This window comes from Shinella sp. HY16 (assembly GCF_028534175.1).
Classification (GTDB): Bacteria; Pseudomonadota; Alphaproteobacteria; order Rhizobiales; family Rhizobiaceae; genus Shinella.
This window is the reverse complement of record NZ_JAHYXL010000007.1, coordinates 127,744-145,726: the sequence shown is the minus strand read 5'-3', so window position 1 is coordinate 145,726 and position 17,983 is coordinate 127,744. Positions and strand designations below refer to the sequence as shown.

21 protein-coding genes and 1 pseudogene are annotated in these 17,983 nt (G+C 60.2%); 16 read left to right on the top strand and 6 right to left on the bottom strand.

What is annotated here, in order from left to right:
• Window positions 1-360 precede the first annotated feature (360 nt).
• The 14 genes and pseudogenes from traI (at window position 361) to K0P03_RS33430 (ending at window position 12,147) form a co-directional block, all read left to right on the top strand.
• Window positions 361-996 carry an acyl-homoserine-lactone synthase TraI gene (gene traI, locus K0P03_RS33490; RefSeq protein WP_272791988.1) on the top strand — a complete coding sequence of 212 codons (636 nt, stop codon included), beginning with the start codon at window positions 361-363 and terminating at the stop codon, window positions 994-996.
• Complete coding sequence (trbB, locus tag K0P03_RS33485) at window positions 993-1,964, top strand: P-type conjugative transfer ATPase TrbB (RefSeq protein WP_272791987.1); 972 nt, start codon at window positions 993-995, stop codon at window positions 1,962-1,964. The genes traI and trbB overlap by 4 nt, the downstream gene beginning before the upstream one ends.
• A complete protein-coding gene (trbC, locus tag K0P03_RS33480) occupies window positions 1,954-2,358 on the top strand; it encodes a conjugal transfer pilin TrbC (protein ID WP_272791986.1) in 405 nt (134 codons plus the stop codon). Before trbB ends, trbC begins: the two co-directional genes overlap by 11 nt.
• Window positions 2,351-2,650 (top strand): conjugal transfer protein TrbD, encoded by a 300-nt coding sequence (locus tag K0P03_RS33475; protein WP_272791985.1) that lies wholly within the window; start codon window positions 2,351-2,353, stop codon window positions 2,648-2,650. The genes trbC and K0P03_RS33475 overlap by 8 nt, the downstream gene beginning before the upstream one ends.
• A 9-nt stretch (window positions 2,651-2,659) precedes the next feature.
• Complete coding sequence (locus K0P03_RS33470) at window positions 2,660-5,122, top strand: conjugal transfer protein TrbE (RefSeq protein WP_272791984.1); 2,463 nt, start codon at window positions 2,660-2,662, stop codon at window positions 5,120-5,122.
• The gene (trbJ, locus tag K0P03_RS33465) at window positions 5,094-5,903 is read left to right on the top strand and encodes a P-type conjugative transfer protein TrbJ (protein WP_272791983.1); all 810 of its coding nucleotides are present in this window, start codon (window positions 5,094-5,096) and stop codon (window positions 5,901-5,903) included. Before K0P03_RS33470 ends, trbJ begins: the two co-directional genes overlap by 29 nt.
• Window positions 5,900-6,130: an entry exclusion protein TrbK gene (trbK, locus tag K0P03_RS33460; RefSeq protein WP_272791982.1), complete on the top strand. Its 231-nt coding sequence runs from the start codon at window positions 5,900-5,902 to the stop codon at window positions 6,128-6,130. Before trbJ ends, trbK begins: the two co-directional genes overlap by 4 nt.
• Window positions 6,124-7,314, top strand: coding sequence for a P-type conjugative transfer protein TrbL (trbL, locus tag K0P03_RS33455; RefSeq protein ID WP_272791981.1), 1,191 nt, complete (start codon window positions 6,124-6,126; stop codon window positions 7,312-7,314). Before trbK ends, trbL begins: the two co-directional genes overlap by 7 nt.
• A gap of 17 nt (window positions 7,315-7,331) precedes the next feature.
• Complete coding sequence (locus tag K0P03_RS33450) at window positions 7,332-8,009, top strand: conjugal transfer protein TrbF (protein ID WP_272791980.1); 678 nt, start codon at window positions 7,332-7,334, stop codon at window positions 8,007-8,009.
• Between the two features lie 16 nt (window positions 8,010-8,025).
• Window positions 8,026-8,880 (top strand): P-type conjugative transfer protein TrbG, encoded by an 855-nt coding sequence (gene trbG, locus K0P03_RS33445; RefSeq protein WP_272791979.1) that lies wholly within the window; start codon window positions 8,026-8,028, stop codon window positions 8,878-8,880.
• Window positions 8,880-9,350, top strand: coding sequence for a conjugal transfer protein TrbH (gene trbH, locus K0P03_RS33440; RefSeq protein ID WP_272791978.1), 471 nt, complete (start codon window positions 8,880-8,882; stop codon window positions 9,348-9,350). The genes trbG and trbH overlap by 1 nt, the downstream gene beginning before the upstream one ends.
• Window positions 9,351-9,361: 11 nt before the next feature.
• On the top strand, window positions 9,362-10,678 hold the full coding sequence (gene trbI, locus K0P03_RS33435) for an IncP-type conjugal transfer protein TrbI (protein ID WP_272791977.1): 1,317 nt from the start codon (window positions 9,362-9,364) through the stop codon (window positions 10,676-10,678).
• Window positions 10,679-11,084: 406 nt separating this feature from the next.
• Window positions 11,085-11,654 (top strand): annotated as a pseudogene (locus K0P03_RS35740) (aldehyde dehydrogenase family protein); the annotation flags it as partial.
• Between the two features lie 43 nt (window positions 11,655-11,697).
• On the top strand, window positions 11,698-12,147 hold the full coding sequence (locus K0P03_RS33430) for an Rrf2 family transcriptional regulator (RefSeq protein ID WP_272791976.1): 450 nt from the start codon (window positions 11,698-11,700) through the stop codon (window positions 12,145-12,147).
• A gap of 56 nt (window positions 12,148-12,203) precedes the next feature.
• Here the strand turns inward: K0P03_RS33430 and K0P03_RS33425 are convergent, their stop codons facing one another.
• From K0P03_RS33425 to K0P03_RS33410, 4 genes are all read right to left on the bottom strand, one after another.
• Entirely contained in the window at window positions 12,204-12,602 is a 399-nt protein-coding gene (locus tag K0P03_RS33425) for a VOC family protein (RefSeq protein ID WP_272791975.1), read from the bottom strand.
• A gap of 301 nt (window positions 12,603-12,903) precedes the next feature.
• Window positions 12,904-13,692, bottom strand: a complete 789-nt coding sequence (locus K0P03_RS33420; RefSeq protein ID WP_272791995.1) for an SMP-30/gluconolactonase/LRE family protein — start codon at window positions 13,690-13,692, stop codon at window positions 12,904-12,906.
• Between the two features lie 3 nt (window positions 13,693-13,695).
• Window positions 13,696-13,920, bottom strand: a complete 225-nt coding sequence (locus tag K0P03_RS33415; protein WP_272791974.1) for a hypothetical protein — start codon at window positions 13,918-13,920, stop codon at window positions 13,696-13,698.
• 227 nt (window positions 13,921-14,147) lie between these two features.
• Window positions 14,148-15,101, bottom strand: a complete 954-nt coding sequence (locus K0P03_RS33410) for an MFS transporter (protein ID WP_272791973.1) — start codon at window positions 15,099-15,101, stop codon at window positions 14,148-14,150.
• Window positions 15,102-15,141: 40 nt separating this feature from the next.
• Between K0P03_RS33410 and K0P03_RS33405 the strand changes: the two genes are divergently transcribed.
• The gene (locus tag K0P03_RS33405) at window positions 15,142-16,182 is read left to right on the top strand and encodes an AraC family transcriptional regulator (protein WP_272791972.1); all 1,041 of its coding nucleotides are present in this window, start codon (window positions 15,142-15,144) and stop codon (window positions 16,180-16,182) included.
• 156 nt (window positions 16,183-16,338) lie between these two features.
• Here the strand turns inward: K0P03_RS33405 and K0P03_RS33400 are convergent, their stop codons facing one another.
• Window positions 16,339-16,740 carry a VOC family protein gene (locus K0P03_RS33400; RefSeq protein ID WP_272791994.1) on the bottom strand — a complete coding sequence of 134 codons (402 nt, stop codon included), beginning with the start codon at window positions 16,738-16,740 and terminating at the stop codon, window positions 16,339-16,341.
• Window positions 16,741-16,830: 90 nt separating this feature from the next.
• Here K0P03_RS33400 and K0P03_RS33395 point away from each other — a divergent pair, with 90 nt between their 5' ends.
• Window positions 16,831-17,553, top strand: coding sequence for a helix-turn-helix transcriptional regulator (locus K0P03_RS33395; RefSeq protein ID WP_272791971.1), 723 nt, complete (start codon window positions 16,831-16,833; stop codon window positions 17,551-17,553).
• 14 nt (window positions 17,554-17,567) lie between these two features.
• Here the strand turns inward: K0P03_RS33395 and K0P03_RS33390 are convergent, their stop codons facing one another.
• Window positions 17,568-17,948: a winged helix-turn-helix transcriptional regulator gene (locus K0P03_RS33390; protein ID WP_272791970.1), complete on the bottom strand. Its 381-nt coding sequence runs from the start codon at window positions 17,946-17,948 to the stop codon at window positions 17,568-17,570.
• Between the last annotated feature and the right edge of the window lie 35 nt (window positions 17,949-17,983).

Sequence of the window (17,983 nt, the reverse complement as noted above, 5' to 3'; positions counted from 1 at the left end):
GGTGGAATCTCTTGTCACGGTTAATCGGCATGTAATGCCATTTTTCCGTGACGATTACTGAATGCGTGTTTGGTTGCAAGGCGTTTTTGGTTAACGAAAGGTTAACGCGCTTTTGCCCCAGTTAAGCCGAAAGCGGATTCATCAATCATTATCTTGTAGTTAGCCTGCCTCCCGTTGTTCGCAGCGGGGTGTAGGAAATGCAGATCTGCACCTCTTATCAACATTTTAGACTCCGCCTTCCGCCCGATTTTCGAGAGCTATACCGCCGATTCGGTAGAATCACCGGATGCAAATCTGCACATAGCCACACGCAGCACGAGATGATTTTCCTTCGCCTGACCAGTTCATGCGGAGATCACAATGCAGATTCTGAGCGTCTCGGCCGACCACTACGCAAGCAACCACAACTACCTGAACCAGATGCACCGTCTTCGGGCCGCCGTGTTTGGCGACCGCCTGGAATGGGATGTCACGATTACGGACCAGGGTGAGCGGGATCAGTACGATGATCTCCAGCCAACCTACATCTTGGCGATCTCCGCCGACCAGAAAGTCGTCGGCTGCGCGCGCCTGCTGCCTGCATCTGGCCCGACGATGCTGGAGCAGATATTCCCGCAACTGCTGGAGCGCGGTTCGCTCGACCCCCATGCCGCAATGGTCGAGAGCTCACGCTTCTGCGTCGACACGTCGCTTCAAGCGGGGAGGGGAGGGAGCCTCCATCAGGCGACGCTCACCATGTTCGCCGGCATCATCGAATGGTCGATGGCAAACGGTTACAGCGAGATCGTCACCGCCACTGATCTTCGCTTCGAGCGCATCCTGAAGCGTGCGGGATGGCCGATGAGCCGTCTCGGCGATCCCGTGGCCATTGGCAATACCACAGCCGTTGCGGGCAGCCTGCCGGCTGATCGCGCCAGCTTCGACACGGTTTGCCCGCCAGGTTACCGTTCGACCATCGAGCACGATGGCGCAGGTCCTTTGAGGAGCGCGGCGTGACCCAGCTCCGTTCCCATCCTCGTCTCGTCCGCAAACTCCAGGACGCACTCGGCGACCAGCTCTGCGTCGCACTCGACGATGCAACGGTCGTCGAGATCATGCTCAATCCCGATGGAAGGCTGTTCATCGAACGGCTGGGGCACGGTGTTGCCCCCGCCGGGGCGATGAGTGCCGCCACCGCCGAAGTCGTCATCGGCAGTGTCGCCCATGCGCTGCAGTCGGAAGCTGACGACGAGCAGCCGATCATCTCCGGCGAACTGCCGATCGGCGGACATCGGTTCGAGGGCCTGCTTCCGCCGGTGGTATCGGCGCCTGCCTTCACGATCCGGAGACGGGCGTCGCGGCTGATCCCGCTCGACGAATACGTCAAGTCGAAAGTCATGACGGAGGCACAGGCCTCTGTGCTGCGCAGCGCGATCGCGTCGCGCATGAACATCGTCATTTCCGGCGGAACCGGGTCCGGCAAGACGACACTCGCCAATGCCGTCATCGCCGAGATCGTCGCGACGGCGCCGGACGATCGCATGGTCATCCTGGAAGACACCGCCGAGATCCAGTGCGCGGCGGAAAACGCCTTGTGCCTGCATACCACCGAGACGGTCGATATGGCCCGGCTCCTGAAAAGCACCATGCGTTTGCGACCGGACCGCATCATTGTCGGCGAGGTCCGCGACGGCGCCGCACTCACTCTGCTCAAGGCATGGAACACCGGCCATCCGGGCGGCGTCACCACCATCCATTCCAACACGGCGATGTCGGCCCTGCGCCGGCTGGAGCAACTGACCGCGGAAGCGAGCCAGCAGCCCATGCAGGAAGTCATCGGCGAGGCCGTTGATCTCGTCGTTTCCATCGAACGAACAGGGAAGGGCAGACGGGTCCGGGACGTGATCCATGTCGAGGGGTTCAGCAATGCCCGCTACCGGACCGAACACTACGCCCAGATTGATGAGGACAGCCATGCCGCATGAGACAAGGATAAATCTCGCCACCCTGGGCCTCGCCACCATCGCTTTAACCCTCGCAGAACCGGCACTGGCCTCCTCGGGCGGCGGCGGCCTGCCATGGGAGTCGCCGCTGCAGCAGATCCAGCAATCGATCACCGGACCCGTCGCCGGCTTTATTGCCCTGGCAGCCGTTGCCATCGCCGGCGGCATGCTGATCTTCGGTGGCGAACTGAATGATTTCGCGCGGCGGCTTTGCTTCATCGCCCTTGTCGGCGGGGTCCTGCTTGGCTCAACACAGATCGTCGCCTTGTTCGGCGCGACCGGTGCGTCGATCGGGGCGGCCGACACACCGTCAGCGACCGACATCGCTACGCCGCCGCGCGAACCTTCAAGAGAAGGGGAGGGAGCGCATGGCTGAGCCCGGCTCCAACCTTTCCCGCTCGCCTGTACACAGGGCGCTATCGCGTCCGAACCTGCTGATGGGCGCCGACCGCGAGCTGGTGCTGCTGACGGCACTTGCCGCCATCATCCTGATCTTCGTTGTGCTGACCTGGTACGCAGCGCTCTTCGGCCTCGCGATCTGGCTGATCGCTGTCGCGGCACTGCGCATGATGGCAAAGGCCGATCCTTTGATGCGGCGGGTCTATGTCCGCCATATCTCCTACAAGGCGTTCTATCGCGCAACGTCCTCGCCCTGGCGCAAGTTCTGAGGGTTCTCGATGGTTGCCGTCAAGTCATTCCGTCATTCTGGTCCGTCCTTTGCCGATCTGGTGCCCTATGCCGGCCTGGTCGACAACGGCGTGATCCTGCTCAAGGACGGTTCGCTGATGGCCGGCTGGTATTTCGCCGGACCGGACAGCGAGAGCTCGACCGACGCCGAACGCAACGAGGTGTCGCGGCAGATCAACGCGATCCTGTCTCGGCTCGGCTCCGGATGGATGATTCAGGTCGAGGCGGTTCGCGTGCCGACGGATGATTATCCGGTCGATACCGATTGCCACTTCCCCGATCCGGTCACGCGGGCGATCGACGCCGAACGGCGAGCGCATTTCCAGAAGGAGAGGGGGCATTTCGAGAGCCGGCACGCAATGATCCTGACATGGCGGCCGCCGGAGCCGCGGCGCTCCGGCCTGACTCGCTATGTCTATTCGGATACGGTTAGCCGATCGGCTACCTATGCCGACAAGGCCCTGGAGACGTTTCTGACCTCGATCCGCGAGGTCGAGCAATATCTCGCTAATGTCGTCTCGATTCGCCGGATGGTGACGCGGGAGACGTCAGAGCGTGGTGGCTTCCGGGTTGCCCGTTATGACGAGCTCTTCCAGTTCATCCGCTTCTGCATCACCGGCGAGAACCATCCGGTCCGCCTACCCGAGATCCCGATGTATCTCGACTGGCTGGTGACGGCCGAGTTGCAGCATGGCCTGACGCCGCTGGTGGAGAATCGTTTTCTCGGTCTCGTGGCGATCGACGGCCTGCCGGCCGAGAGCTGGCCGGGTATCCTGAACAGCCTCGACCTGATGCCGCTCACCTATCGTTGGTCGTCGCGTTTCGTTTTCCTCGATGCCGAGGAGGCGCGGGCAAAGCTGGAACGCACCCGCAAGAAGTGGCAGCAGAAAGTCAGGCCCTTCTTCGATCAGCTCTTCCAGACACAGAGCCGCTCAGTCGATCAGGACGCCATGATGATGGTGACGGAGACCGAGGATGCGATTGCCGAAGCCTCTTCGCAACTCGTCGCCTATGGCTACTATACACCGGTCATCGTCATTTTCGACGAGTTGCAGCCCCGCTTGCAGGAGAAATGCGAGGCGGTCCGCCGGCTGATCCAGGCGGAAGGTTTTGGCGCACGGATCGAGACACTGAATACGACCGACGCCTTTCTCGGCAGCCTGCCGGGCGTCTCCTATGCCAATATCCGCGAGCCGCTGATCAACACCCGCAATCTCGCCGACCTCATTCCGCTGAACTCCGTTTGGTCGGGAAGCCCGACGGCGCCTTGCCCGTTCTATCCGCCGGGCTCACCGCCGCTGATGCAGGTTGCCAGCGGCTCGACGCCGTTCCGGCTGAACCTGCATGTCGACGACGTCGGGCACACGCTGATCTTCGGGCCGACCGGCTCCGGCAAGTCGACCCTGCTGGCGCTGATCGCCGCGCAGTTCCGGCGTTATCCAGACGCGCAGGTCTTCGCCTTCGACAAGGGCGGCTCGATGCTGCCGCTGACGCTTGGCATTGATGGCGATCACTACCAGATCGGCGGCGATATTCATCCGGAAGGGAAGGGGAGGGCGCTGGCTTTCTGCCCGCTTGCCGAGCTTTCGACCGATGGCGACCGCGCCTGGGCGTCGGAATGGGTCGAGACCCTGGTGGCACTGCAGGGTGTGACCATCACCCCGGACTATCGCAACGCCATCTCCCGGCAGATCGGGCTGATGGCGGAATCGCGAGGCCGTTCGCTTTCCGACTTCGTGTCGGGCGTGCAGATGCGCGAGATCAAGGACGCGCTGCACCACTACACCGTCGATGGCCCCATGGGGCAGCTTCTCGATGCCGAGGAGGACGGTCTGGCACTCAGCGCCTTTCAGTGCTTCGAGATCGAGGAACTGATGAACATGGGCGAACGCAATCTCGTGCCCGTCCTCACCTACCTGTTCCGCCGCATCGAGAAACGCCTGACGGGCTACCCTAGCCTCATCATTCTCGACGAGGCCTGGCTGATGCTCGGCCACCCGGTGTTTCGGGACAAGATTCGCGAATGGCTGAAGGTGCTGCGCAAGGCCAATTGCGGTGTGGTGCTTGCCACCCAGTCGATTTCGGACGCCGAACGCTCCGGTATCATCGATGTGCTGAAGGAGAGTTGCCCGACCAAGATTTGCCTGCCGAATGGGGCCGCGCGGGAGCCAGGCACGCGAGAGTTCTATGAACGCATCGGCTTCAACGAACGGCAGATCGAGATCGTCGCGACGGCGCTTGCAAAGCGCGAATACTACGTCGTCTCGCCCGAGGGCCGCAGGCTCTTCGACATGGCGCTCGGGCCCGTCGCGCTTTCGTTTGTCGGGGCATCCGGCAAGGAAGATCTGAAGCGCATCCGCGCCCTGCATTCCGAACATGGGGCCGCATGGCCTTGTCCTTGGCTCCAGCAAAGGGGGATCGCCCATGCCGAAACATTCTTCCCGGCCAAGTAAGGTGGCGTGCGCCACAATTATCTCGGCCATTATGCTCTCCGCCACCCTACCGGTCACGGCTCAAGCCGGCGGCGTCACCGGGCAGGCGACAGAGTGGACGCAGCTTGCCAACAATGCCGAGCTTGTCTCGTTGGTCGGCAAGTCCGCGGAGCAGGTGAACAACCAGATCACCCAGATCTCCCAGCTTGCCGAGCAGATCCAGAACCAGCTCAACATCTACAACAATCTCCTGCAGAACACGGCGCAATTGCCGAACCACATCTGGGGGCAGGTCGAAGGCGACCTGAAGAGCCTGCAAAACGTCGTCGCCCAAGGACAGGGCGTCGCCTTCTCGATGGGTAATATCGACGATGTGCTGAAGCAGCGTTTCCAGAGCTTTGCCGAGATGAAGAGCAATCTGCCTGATGGAGCGAGCTTCTCCACAACCTACCAGAACTGGTCGAACACCAATCACGACACGATCGCCGGAACCCTGAAGGCAGCGAACCTGACGGCCGACCAGTTTTCCAGCGAAGAGAGCACGATGTCGTCGCTTCGCTCGATGTCAGAGTCGGCCGATGGTCAGATGAAGGCACTGCAAGTCGGGCATCAGATCGCCGCACAGCAGGTCGCGCAGATGCAGAAGCTGCGCGGTCTCGTCTCCCAGCAGATGGCCATGATGGGCACATGGTTCCAGTCCGAGCAGGCTCAAAAGGATCTGGCCCAGGCGCGCCGTGAACAATTTTTCAGTGCGACCGAGCGCGACATCCGTGGTGGCCAGACCATGGAGCCACGCTGGTGAGCCCGCGTCTGCTGTTCATCCTGGTATTGGCGGGGATCGTCGCGCTCAGCGCCGGCATCGTCACCTGGAACGTGGTCCAGCCGCGTCCGGCTCCCGTGTCCGGATCGGGCGCAGCCGCGACGCAATCTGCTTCCGAAACCGAGCGCCGCGAGCATCGCGAAAAATTCTTCAGCGGCGATCCGGATCGCGACGTCCGTGGCGGGCAGGAGATGAAACCGCGATGGTGATCGTCCACCCCTCCCGGAAGCTGGAACTCGTGTTCATTTCGATCGGCCTCATCCTGTTGGCGACGACACCGGCGCTTGCCCAACAGGGTTCGGTCCTGACGACGCTGGAAAACTCCGTCGTAACCGCCGCGAAAGGCTGGGAGACAACGGCGATGAACGCGGCGCGTTCGCTGTTCTGGATCCTTGCCGGTATCGAGATCGGGATTGCCGCGGTATGGTTGGCGATCAACGCCGCCTCGCTCGACAGCTGGTTTGCCGAGCTCGTGCGGCGGATCATGTTCATCGGCCTCTTCGCCTTCATCCTGGACCAGGGGCCGTCCTTCGCCAAAGCCGTGGTCGATAGCCTCTACCAAATCGGCGCCGGCGGCGGCTCGGCATCACCCGCAAACATCTTCGACGCGGGCATCCGGGTCGCAACCAAGATGTCGGAACAGGCGAAGTTCGGCTTATGGGAAGACAACGCGCTGGCGATCGCCGCGGTCTTCGCCATGGTCGTGGTCGTCGTATCCTTCTCGTTGGTTGCCGCGATTTTCGTCGCCGTCATGGTCGAGATGTATGTCGGCCTGCTCGCCGGCATGATCATGCTCGGTCTTGGCGGCTCGTCCTTCACCAAGGATTTCGCGGTCAAATATCTGGTCTACGCCTTCTCCGTCGGCATGAAACTGATGGCGCTGGTAATGATCGCCAAGATCGGCTCCGACATTCTGCTGGGGCTCGCCGAGGCGCCGACGGCGACCTCCGAGCAGTTCATCACCACGCTTGCGATCGCCGGCATCTCGGTCGTGGTCTTCGTCATTGCCATGTATGTCCCGCCGATCCTGCAGGGCGTGGTCCAGGGCGCCTCCATCGCCGGCGGCATGGAAGCGATCCGCCATGGCGGCCAGGCCGCCACCTTCGCAGCCGGCGGGGCGTTCCTCGGCGCAAGTGCTGCAACAAAAGGGGCGCAGACGGCGAGCTCGGCGAGGGCCGGGGGCTCGTCGATGGCGGGCGCGGCACTTCGCGGCATGGCGTCCGGCATTGGAAGTGCTGGATGGGCTGCCGGATCGGCAGCCAAGGAGAAGGCCATCGCCTCACCCGGCGCCTATGCCGGATCGCTGCTCGGGCTTGCCAACGCCAAGCTCGACCAGACGCGGCAATCAGGCCGACCAACGCCGCCGCCCCCACCCATCAACGAGAACAAGTAGCTGGAGGATGATCACCCATGGCCGGACGCAATCCGCCAGAGAATTCCCCTATCGCCAATCCCTATCTCGCGGCGCGCAACGAGTGGAACGAGCGCTATGGTTCCTATGTGAAGGCGGCCGCGGCGTGGCGCATCGTTGGCGTCACCGGCATGGTCATGGCGGTGATCGGCTTCGGTTACGCGCTCTACCAGAGTACGCAGGTCAAGCTCGTCCCCTATATCGTCGAGGTCGACAAGCTCGGCACGGCCTCCAGTGCCGGCTTCCCACAGCAGATCGAATATGCCGACCCGCGTGTGGTGCGCGCCACGCTCGGCAGCTTCGTCTCGAATTTCCGAAGCGTGACGCCGGATGCGGTGGTGCAAAAGCAATATATCGACCGAACCTACGGCCTCCTCAGGACCTCGGATCCGGCGACAGAGAAGGTCAATGCCTGGTTCCGTTCCAATTCGCCCTTCGAGAAGGCGAAGACTGCTACCGTCGCGATCGAGGTCAACAATATCGTCGCTCTGTCGAACCAGTCCTATCAGGTCGACTGGACCGAGTTCGAACGCGACCGCCGCGGCAAGGAGACGGCCACCCGCCGCTTTCGCGGCATCGCCACGGTTACCCTTACACCGCCGCAGGACGAGGGCGTCATCCGTCTCAACCCCATCGGTCTCTATGTCAGGGACTTCGACTGGACCGCGCAGCTTTGAAAGGCATGGCCCGAACATGAATATCCGTCTTGAGAACTATTCGGCCATGCTGACTGCCGGCGCCATCATATCAGCAGCGCTGGCGTTCTCCATTCTTGCGCCTCCCGAGGTCTTTGCGGCCGATGGCGTGACCGCGAACGAGGCGAAGGGCGTCAGCATCTCCGGCCAGTGGCGCGGATCGCGCGGGCTCGTGACCAAGGGAGCCGACGGCAAGGTGATCTTTCTCTATGGTGAGGTTCAGCCCTCGGTCGTCTGCTCACCGCTGCAGGTCTGCGACATCGAGCTTCAGGGCGGCGAGGTCGTTCGCGATGTGCTCGTCGGGGATACCGTGCGGTGGAAGGTCGAACCGGCCACGTCAGGGGCGGCGGGTGGTCAGGCAATCCATTTGATCGTTAAGCCGTCGGAGCCCAGTCTCGTCACATCCATGGTGGTGACGACGTCGCGGCGGACCTATCATATCCAGCTCAAGTCGCATGCCACGCAATACATGGCCCGCGTCGGATTCGAGTATCCGGAGGATGTCTCGGCGAAACTTGCCGACATCAATGCCCGTCTCGAGGCGAGCACCATTCCAGGCGCCGGCGTTCCTGCCGAGCAGCTCAACTTCTCCTATTCGGTGTCAGGCAGAGCCGGCTGGCGGCCGACACGGGTCTATTCCGATGGCCAGAAAACCTACATCCAGTTCCCGCGCTCGATCTCCGGCCAGGATGCACCGGTTCTCTTCGTCACATCTGGCGGCCAGAACCGCATCGTCAACTACCGGATGAAGGGCGACATGATGGTGGTCGATTATCACGTCGATCGCGCGGTGCTGGTCTCGGGCGTTGGCTGGAAACAGGAGAAGGTGACGATCAGAAGAGGAGGACGGTGATGCGACCCTTTGCCGACAATCTCCTGTTGCGCCCCATCCGCGCCCTTGCCGCAGCCGGCACCTTCGCCATCCTCTCCGGATGCCAGTCTATCGGGACCGATGGTCTCGTAGCGAGCAACGCACCACCCGAGATCTCCGGCCCGGCGGCAAGCGCCATTGCCGGCGATATGGTCAGCCGGCTTGCCGAGCAGATCGGACCCGGCAAGGCGACGGTTGCGCTGAAGGCGGACACCTCACCCTTCGGGCAGGCTCTGGAGGCGGCGCTGAAAGGCTGGGGTTACGCCGTCGTCACCGACCAGAAGACGGACGACGGAACGAAGATCATCCCACTCGCCTATGTGATCGTGCCCTTCGACGGACAAGTGTTGGCGCGTCTTTCGACCGATAGCGTCGAGCTCGGTCGGGCCTATTCCGTTACGGCAAGCGGTGCTGCGCCGGCGAGCGCGCTCTCGCTGATGCGACGCGGCTAAGGGGAAGCATCATGGTCCAATCCTTGCAACTTGGCAGTGCTGCAAATGCCGAAGCGGAATCTGGCATCAAGCGGATCAATCGGCTGCCGATTATCGTGGTGATCGTGCTGGTCATCGCTTTCCTTGGCGTGATTTTCTATGGGCTCTCGTCCCGTGGACTCTATTTCAGCAAGGACGGCGGTCCGGACACAAGCTCGGGCAATCCGGCGTCAACCTTCGCCGACCAGATCAAGCGTGGTGTGACGGATGGCATCATCGGTGAGCCACAGCAGCAAACCACGTTTCAGCCGACATCTGTCGAGACGAAGCAGGCCGAGGAAAAGTCAAGCAATCCCTTCACGCCGCAACCGGGACAAAACGAGGAACAGCAGCGCGGGCAGGAGTTGGAAAACGAAGAGGTCTGGCGTGCACGGCTTGAGCGCGAGCAGAGGGAGCAATATCTGCGTGAGCGGCATCGTCAGCGCATGGCCCGACTACAGGCGAATGACGCTGCCTATGACGCACCACTCGCCATCGACCGCAGCAAGCTGGAGGCGAGCGCAGACCAGGCCACCTCGGCGGGAACGACGACGAATGCTGCGTCATCGACGACCACCGGCGGCACCTCGGATCTCTATGCAGCCGCGTTGCGGACGGGCCTCGGCGGGCAAAATGTCGATCCGAATGGACAATCCTCCAAGGAGGATTTCTTCAACGCCGATCTCAAGGAACTCGGATATCTCCCAAATCGTGTCTTACCACAGCAGTCGCCGTATGAACTGAAGCGCGGATCGGTCATTCCAGCGACGCTGATATCAGGCATCAACTCGGACCTGCCCGGTCGTATCACAGCCCAGGTCAGTCAGAATGTTTACGACAGCGCAACAGGGCATCGCCTGCTGATCCCGCAGGGAACGAAGCTCTTCGGGCGCTACGACAGCAAGGTGTCGCTCGGTCAGAGCCGCTTGCTTGTCGTCTGGACGGATATCATCTTCCCTGATGGATCCACGCTGCAGATCGGAGGCATGGCGGGAACAGATGCGCAAGGCTACGGTGGCTTCCACGACAAGGTGAACAACCACTATTGGCGGACATTTGGTTCGGCGGCGCTGATTGCGCTGATCGGAACCGGGATCGACGCGTCCATACCCGAAAGTTCGACGCTGGCCACGCAGGATACGGCCTCCGATGCGGCAAGGCGGAATTTCGCGGAAAGCTTCGGTCGCGTAGCCGAACAAACCATCAGCCGAAACCTCAACGTGCAGCCGACGCTGGAAATCCGGCCGGGCTACAAGTTCAATGTCTTGGTTGATCAGGACGTAGTCTTTCCTAGCTTATACAGGAATTGATCTTAGCGTTTGTCATCGACCGCATGTCCCGCCACATTTGAGGGGATAGGGGTGCCGAAACCCATGACACGTGGATTGGCCGTTTCTTAAGCAACCGGGACCGCGCCGGATCACGGTGCTGATATTTGTGCGGGAGAATAGCTATGCATGGCGAACGGATCGACCGGGAAGCGCTTTTTGATCATAAACGCGCAGATCCTAACCGCCAGAGGGCAATCGACGTGTAACGGGGCGCGGCCAAAATTCGATTTCCTTCAATTGCAAACCGATAGCGGGATAACGGGGTCGGTGAAAAGACACACTTCGAAGCCTTGGCGCCCCGCTACCAGGGCGATGAAATAACTCGGTACATTGTCAAACGTCGGTTTGGCATTTTCTCATTTCAGTTACGTCATGCCGTCGTTAGATGGGGTGCTATCGGATGGGAAAGCCAATGGATCGAGTTGTAAAAGACTATTTCGAGCGATTTTCGGTTCCCGCGGAGGTGGTATCGTTCGTCAGCCGCCCGATCGGCCACTTCATAGATGGACGGGAGACCCTGTCGGGTCAGGATCCCATCGATCTCGTGGAGCCTTTCACTCAAAGGACACTGACAGAACTTGCCGCTGGGGATATGCAGATCGTTGATCAGGCGGTGCACTCTTCGTGGAAGGCGCTCAATGGAACATGGGGTCGGCTGTCGCCTCTCGAGCGCCAAAAGCTCATGTTGCGGCTGGCGGAAGCGATGGAGGCCGATGCTGCCTTTCTAGCGCATCTCGAAGCCATCGATGTCGGCAAGGCCATATCGGATGCGCGCTCTATCGATGTCGCGGGAGCGATCGCGAACTTCGAATATTCTGCCGGATGGACGAGCAAGCTCGATGGTCGAACCACCAGCGCCGTCGCGTTGCCCGGAGAGACGCTGACCTATACCGTCAAAGAGCCGCTAGGGGCGGTGGCGGCAATCATACCGTGGAATTTCCCACTCCAGATAGTCGTGGAAACTTGCGGCGGCGCTCCTCCCCCAGAAAGCGCATGTCATGAACCGCGACACGCGCCTCTCCGACGTGCTCCACGTCCTGCTGCACCTGGCGCAGGTGAGGGAACCTGTTACCTCGGAACTCCTGGCGAGGAGTATGGGAACGAACCCGGCGGTCTTCCGGCGCACCATGGCGGGATTGCGCAACGCAGGACATGTACAGTCGGACAGGGGGCATGGCGGTGGCTGGAGGCTCGCCAGGTCGCTCGATCAGATCACTTTGCTTGATGTCTATTCGGCGCTTGGAAGACCAACTCTCTTTGCAATCGGCATGCGGGCCGACAATCCCGATTGCCTTGTCGAGCGTAGGGTGAACGCTGCACTGAAGAACACAATGGACCAAGTCGAAGCGATCTTTGTCGAGCGCTTCGGTTTGTTGACGCTGGACCAATTGCTGCTGCCAGTCCGATCGTCTGACGTCATCGCATGCGAACGCCTGCCTGCCCCCTAACATGAGAGAAACAGGCCCTAGCGCGGAGGTAACGAATACGGCGACAGACAACTGGATTAGCGGTTGCCGAAGCGCGCTTTGGCAGCTTCAGTCACCGGCATGTAGAGGCTGACCAAAGTTCCTTCCGGGTCGCGTATCTGGAAGGTCTGGTTACCCCAGGGCAAGAGCTTCGGTAAATGGACAATTTCCGCCAGATCCTTCAGCCGCTCGAACTCGGCGTCCAGATTGGCCACCTGCAGCTCGATAATGGCGGTGCGATTGGCGCCGGGCTCCGCCGTCCCTTCCTGGAATAGTGCGACGGTCTCCGCGCTGCCTATGGCGATAGTTGCGGAAGGGGTCACGATCTCGGCGAAGACGGGTGCCAGCCAGTCGGCCTTCAGGCCGGTGACCATTTCATAAAAGGCGACAAGGCCGTTGATGTCCCGTGCGATGAGGCGAAGAGAGGCGAATTTCATTTTAGTCTCCTGTTTTTACTCGATCGATGATCGAAGACGGAGCCTTGTAAATGCATCCTGCTGCCAGCATTGTGGCAACAGGAGTCTAGAATGTGTTGCGCCAACCGGCTTTCTCAGATCATACAAATCCTGCGCTGCATCGCGGTCGGTGACGGCAGGAGATCGTAATTGCTATGCTTGCACGTGGGTGACATGCATATAGTGGAAAAGACATGCTAAGTTGACAGGCTATTTGATCGTGACCTTGGGCCGTCGAATCATACTCTGGGAGAAATCCATGTCACATCGCCCTTCCAATCTTTCATGGCCGGTATTCAGTCGTTCTAAGTTGGGTGAGCGTCTTAATGCGATAGAGAAAGCGGCCGCCGGTGACATAGAGGTATGTCGTTGTTCCGGATTCGGCTAACGCGACATTGGTTGGCATTGTCGGCGTTGGGATCGTCGCGAGAAGCTCGCCGCTGGGTGCGTAGATATAGATACCCTGACGGTCCGGCTGCTGGATCGTAGCGTAGACATTCCCCGCAGCATCCGTGGTCAAGCCGTCGGCGCCGCGGGCGCCGTTTGATGCGACAAACACGCGCCGGTTCTGCGGCATGCCACTGTCGTCCAAGCTATAGGCAAGGATGTCCATCCCCCCCTGGCGCGCCGGCCGATCAAGCCCGATGTCATGTGTTCCGATATCGTTCTCGGCGACATATAGAGTGCGTTCATCCGGAGAAAGAGCCAAGCCATTCGGGCTTGCTGCGTCTGTGATGACCAGATCGACTTTTCCGTTTGGAGAGATCCGGTAGATGCCGAAGACAGGCTGCGTAATTGGCTCGTGCCCAAAGTAGCGCGTATCGCTAAAATATATTGTTCCGTTTGAAGTAACCACCAGATCGTTAGGTGCGTTGAAGGGAAGTCCTTCATACGTGCCCGCAATGATGGTTGTCTTTCCGGTCCGGGCATCGGTGCGCATGACGCATCGGCAGCCAAAATCCGCTCCCGCTGCCACGAGAAGCGCGCCATCCGGCCCGATCGCCAGCCCGTTTGCCATGCCGGAAGGGCTGCGCAGGATCGTAGTCTTACCGTTTTCCGGGTCAAGGGACAGGATCTAGCCATCCTGCATTCCGCTGTAGAAGGAAATCGTTACGTCGCTGAAGTAGAGGTGGCCATCGGGTGCCTGGACTGGCCCTTCCAGCCAGACACCGTCGGCATATACAGTTTCCAAAGTGGCATCGGGTGCGATGATCGACCCCCGAGCCAAAGGGACTTCGGCACGAGCTGTCGAGCCAATTGTACAGAGTACCAAAAACGCGGCTGCGATCGTGTTCTTCACTCTTTGTGCTCCTGTGATTGATTAATTGAACGAAGGTCTGTTCTGGACAATTTATTATGGCTGTGATGTGCCGGCCCGGCCTTTGTTTGGTGGGGCCTCGCTGGCTAAACCCGGCACTCGCAAAGTGACCACGAAGGCTCCGGCCATAAGAAAAAGCCCGCTCGCGGTTTCGGCCTCGTCAGGAGCAGCGCGGGAAAACCACGCTGACCAGGCAACGGGAACGGTTCCTAAAGCGACCCCCACAACGTCAAAAGACGGCCGGTGATGATGAAACTGCGCCCGAATTCTAAAAGAAAAAGTGCCAGAATACCCATAGTGCACGGCATTGCGGCAAGCTTTGGCCGCATAGACTTTTCGAATAGGTAGGCACCCAGATAGTTGGCTGCGAAGGTCGCCATGCCAAACCCGAGAAGAAACGTTGAAATTCCTTCCCCACCCAGATGCGTGACCATTTCTAGGAATGGCCGGATATAGGTGAAGAAAGCGAAATGCCCCGTGAAGATCAGCAATACTGATACCAGCGCTGCAGCGATTCCGGGCCGTCTGGCAACTGCGACCAGGACTACCAGGTGTGATGGGCCCTGAGGGGGAAGCCGTGGCAGGGCGACGATCTGGCCGACGAGGGCGAGCCCTCCAAGACAGGCGCTCACTAAAAAGACACCTCGCCAGCCGATCAGATCACCCAAGAAACTCCCCGCGGGCGGTGCTAAAACTGTCGCCGCAGAAATGCCGAACATCACGATCGATAAGGCGCGGGCGGTATACTCTTCTCTTACCAGACGCCCTGTTATGGCGAGGGAGAGCGTCCAGAAGCCGCCGAGTGCAAGCCCGAGAAAGACGCGGCCTGCCAAGACCATCCAAATGGACGGAGACAAGGCGACAATGACATTTAAGATGATCAGCAGCAGCGAAAAGCAGATGATCACGTTTTTGCGGTCGAGGTTACGCGTCAAGAACGTTACCAACAGGCTCGCGATGAGTGCCGGAACCGCAGTTGCCGTGACGGCCTGTCCGACCGCCCCTTCGCTGTCGTTAAGATCTGCGGCCATTGTTGTCAGCAGGCTGGTTGGCAGGAATTCGGATCCGACCAGACCGAAGGCTCCAACGGCCATAGAGGTTACTGCAGCTGACCTTGCCGACGAGCTGTGATATTCGCTAAGCTGACTATCCTTGGATAGCATCGCAATTCCACTGAGTTGTCACTTCTCGCGCAAAAAATAGATGTGGAGTGGCTGGCCAATCTATGCCAAAAATTCCAGAATGTTTGATCGAAACGCCAAATTTTCTGATGGCCATTCTGGCTCCGATATCCTCAGCGAGCTTCTCATTGGGATGCGGCTGCGTGGCGCGCGCTACGGACGGCTGCGTCTTGCGCCCCCGTTCGGTATTCATTTTGGCGACGGGCGAGCAGCACGATTTCACTTCGTGGCACGCGGGGATGTTCGCCTCGAGGTTGTCGGCCATGACGCGCTCTGGCTCCATGGTGGCCATGCGGTCCTGATCCCAACTGGACGGGCGCATCGGCTAGTTTCGGCGGAGGGCGAGAAAACACGCGATTTCGACAGCTATCGGAGCGAACCGCTCTGCCTTGGGGTCTATGATGTTCTTACCTGCCCGGATGGAGTATGCAGCCCCACGGACACCAATGTCTTCACCGGTGAGATCGAATTCGATCTCGACACACTTCATCCGCTGGTCGAACTCATGCCGGCAATCATGCCAGTGGCCACTTTGCTCGACAGGCAACCGGAGATCCTGCCACTGCTTGCGGCAATGGAACGGGAGATGGCGCAGCCACGAGCCGGTTCTGCGGGCATTCTCGCACGATTGGCGGATGTCGTGGCAGCCTCCATCGTACGTGGATGGATCGAATGCGGTTGTGGTCAGGCCCGAGGCTGGGTCGAGGCGTTGCGTGACCCACGTGTCGGGCGCGTGATTGCCGCATTACATCGCGATCCAGAACGTGCCTGGACGGTCATGGAGATGGCGCAAATGATGGGTGCTTCACGATCCGCTTTCGCAGAGCGTTTCGCTTCGGTAACGGGGAGCTCGCCGCAGAAGTATGTCACGGCGCTCCGCATGCAGAAGGCGTCGAAGTGGATCGCGCGCGATGGCATGCCGATCAGCATTGTCGCCGATCGCCTCGGCTATGGATCGCAGGCTGCTTTCGCCCGTGCTTTCAAACGCGCGACCGGCCAGCCACCGGGCAAAATGCGCAGTCAGGCAGTTCTTCCGCCTGTTCCCGTCCATGGGGAGGGCTGATGGTTTAATCGGTGGGGCATCATTGCCTGAAACCCCCAATAGAGCGCGAAATCCGGGCTGCGTGAAACAAACCGTCAGACCGGGCAGATACACTCTGTGTTGATTTCCACTGAGAGCTGACCTATCAGGCTGCGCCGGGTCAGCTCTCAGTGGAAATCAACACACTCTGAAACCGAAGACATTCCTAATCCGCAAGCATTTTCTCTTATCGGTTACCGGCATACGGAGACTGATAAGCGTTCCTTCCGGTTCGCGTAGCTGGACGGTTCGGTTGCCCCAGGGCAGCAGCTTCGGCGGATGGACGGCCTCAACGAGTCCTTTCAACCCGTCAAACTCGGCATCCAGATAGGCAACCTGCAGTTCGATAATGGCGGAGCGGTTCACGGCGGGCTCCGCTGTCTCTTCTATAAAAAGCACCGGTGTCGGCGCTGCCGTTGGCGTCACGATTTCGGCAAAGACGGGCGCCAGCCATTTGGACTTCAGACCCGTGACCATTTCATATAAGGCGACGAGGCCGTTGATGTCCTGCGCGGTGAGGAGAAGAGAGGCGAGTTTTATCTTAGTTTCCTGTCTGGAACCGATCGACGATCGGAGAAGAAGCCTTGTGAATGAGTGCTGATGCCAGCATTGTGGCAACAGGAGTCCAGAATGCGCAGCGCCGACCGCCTTTTTCAGATCATTCAAATCCTACGCCGCACATCGCGGCCGGTCACGGCTGCGGCGATTGCGGCAGAGATCGAAGTGTCCCGGCGCACGGTCTACCGGGATATTGCCGAACTGATTGGCCAGAGGGTTCCGATCCAGGGCGAGGCGGGTCTTGGATATGTGCTGGCTGACGACTATGAGATGCCGCCGCTGGCGCTGAGCCCGGAAGAGGCCGAGGCGTTTGCGCTTGGCGCGCAATGGGTTGCCAGGCATCCCGATCGGGCGCTTGCCCGGCTGGCGCAGGATGTCTTGTCAAAGATCCGGTTTGCCTTGCCTGAATGCAGCCGTTTCGTGCTGGAGCAGCCGACACTGGGCATACGTCCCCTCGATCCCGTGTCGCAGGAGAGGCCGGATACGACATTGGTGCGCGACGCGCTTCGGCGGGGACGGGTGCTGGCCTTCAGTTACCGCTCTCTGGAAGGCACGGTCAGCCAGCGTAGCGTCTGGCCGATCCTTCTCGGCTATGACGATACGCATTGCCTGTTGATCGCCTGGTGCGAAAGGCGCGATGCCATCCGCCATTTCCGCGCGGAGCGCATGTTCGGAATCAGGGTGCTGGAACGTAAACCGCCACGGCGTCGCCGCGAACTGCTTGAGCTATGGCAGAAGACAAGGGAACGCGTCATGTCCGATCTTAATTCTGTGCAGGGCAGCGAATCCGAGTGACTGCAACCGCATAGTCAGCTTACGGCATGATCGTAGTTTCGCCTGCTTTCCTCGACGCGCGGCAGATTATCCCATATCCAGGCGTTGACGCTTTCCAACGCCCGTAACAACTCCGCGCCCATATCGGTCAATTCATATTCGACGCGTGGCGGCACCTCGTGAAAGGAATGGCGGTTCACCAGACCATCCCGCTCGAGATTGCGCAGAGTCAGTGTCAGCATACGCTGGGTGATTCCCTCGATCCCGGATTTGAGCGCGGAGTAGCGCAGCCTTTGTCCGCTGGCGCGCGACAGCTGCCAAAGCACCTGCGCGGTCCATTTATCGCCCAGTTTCGCGCAAATGCCATTGGATGGATATGGCCTGAAGGAGCGGCCATCCTCGGTTTTCTCGATCAATATTGTCTCCGTAAGCTACATTCTTGTGCCTGGGG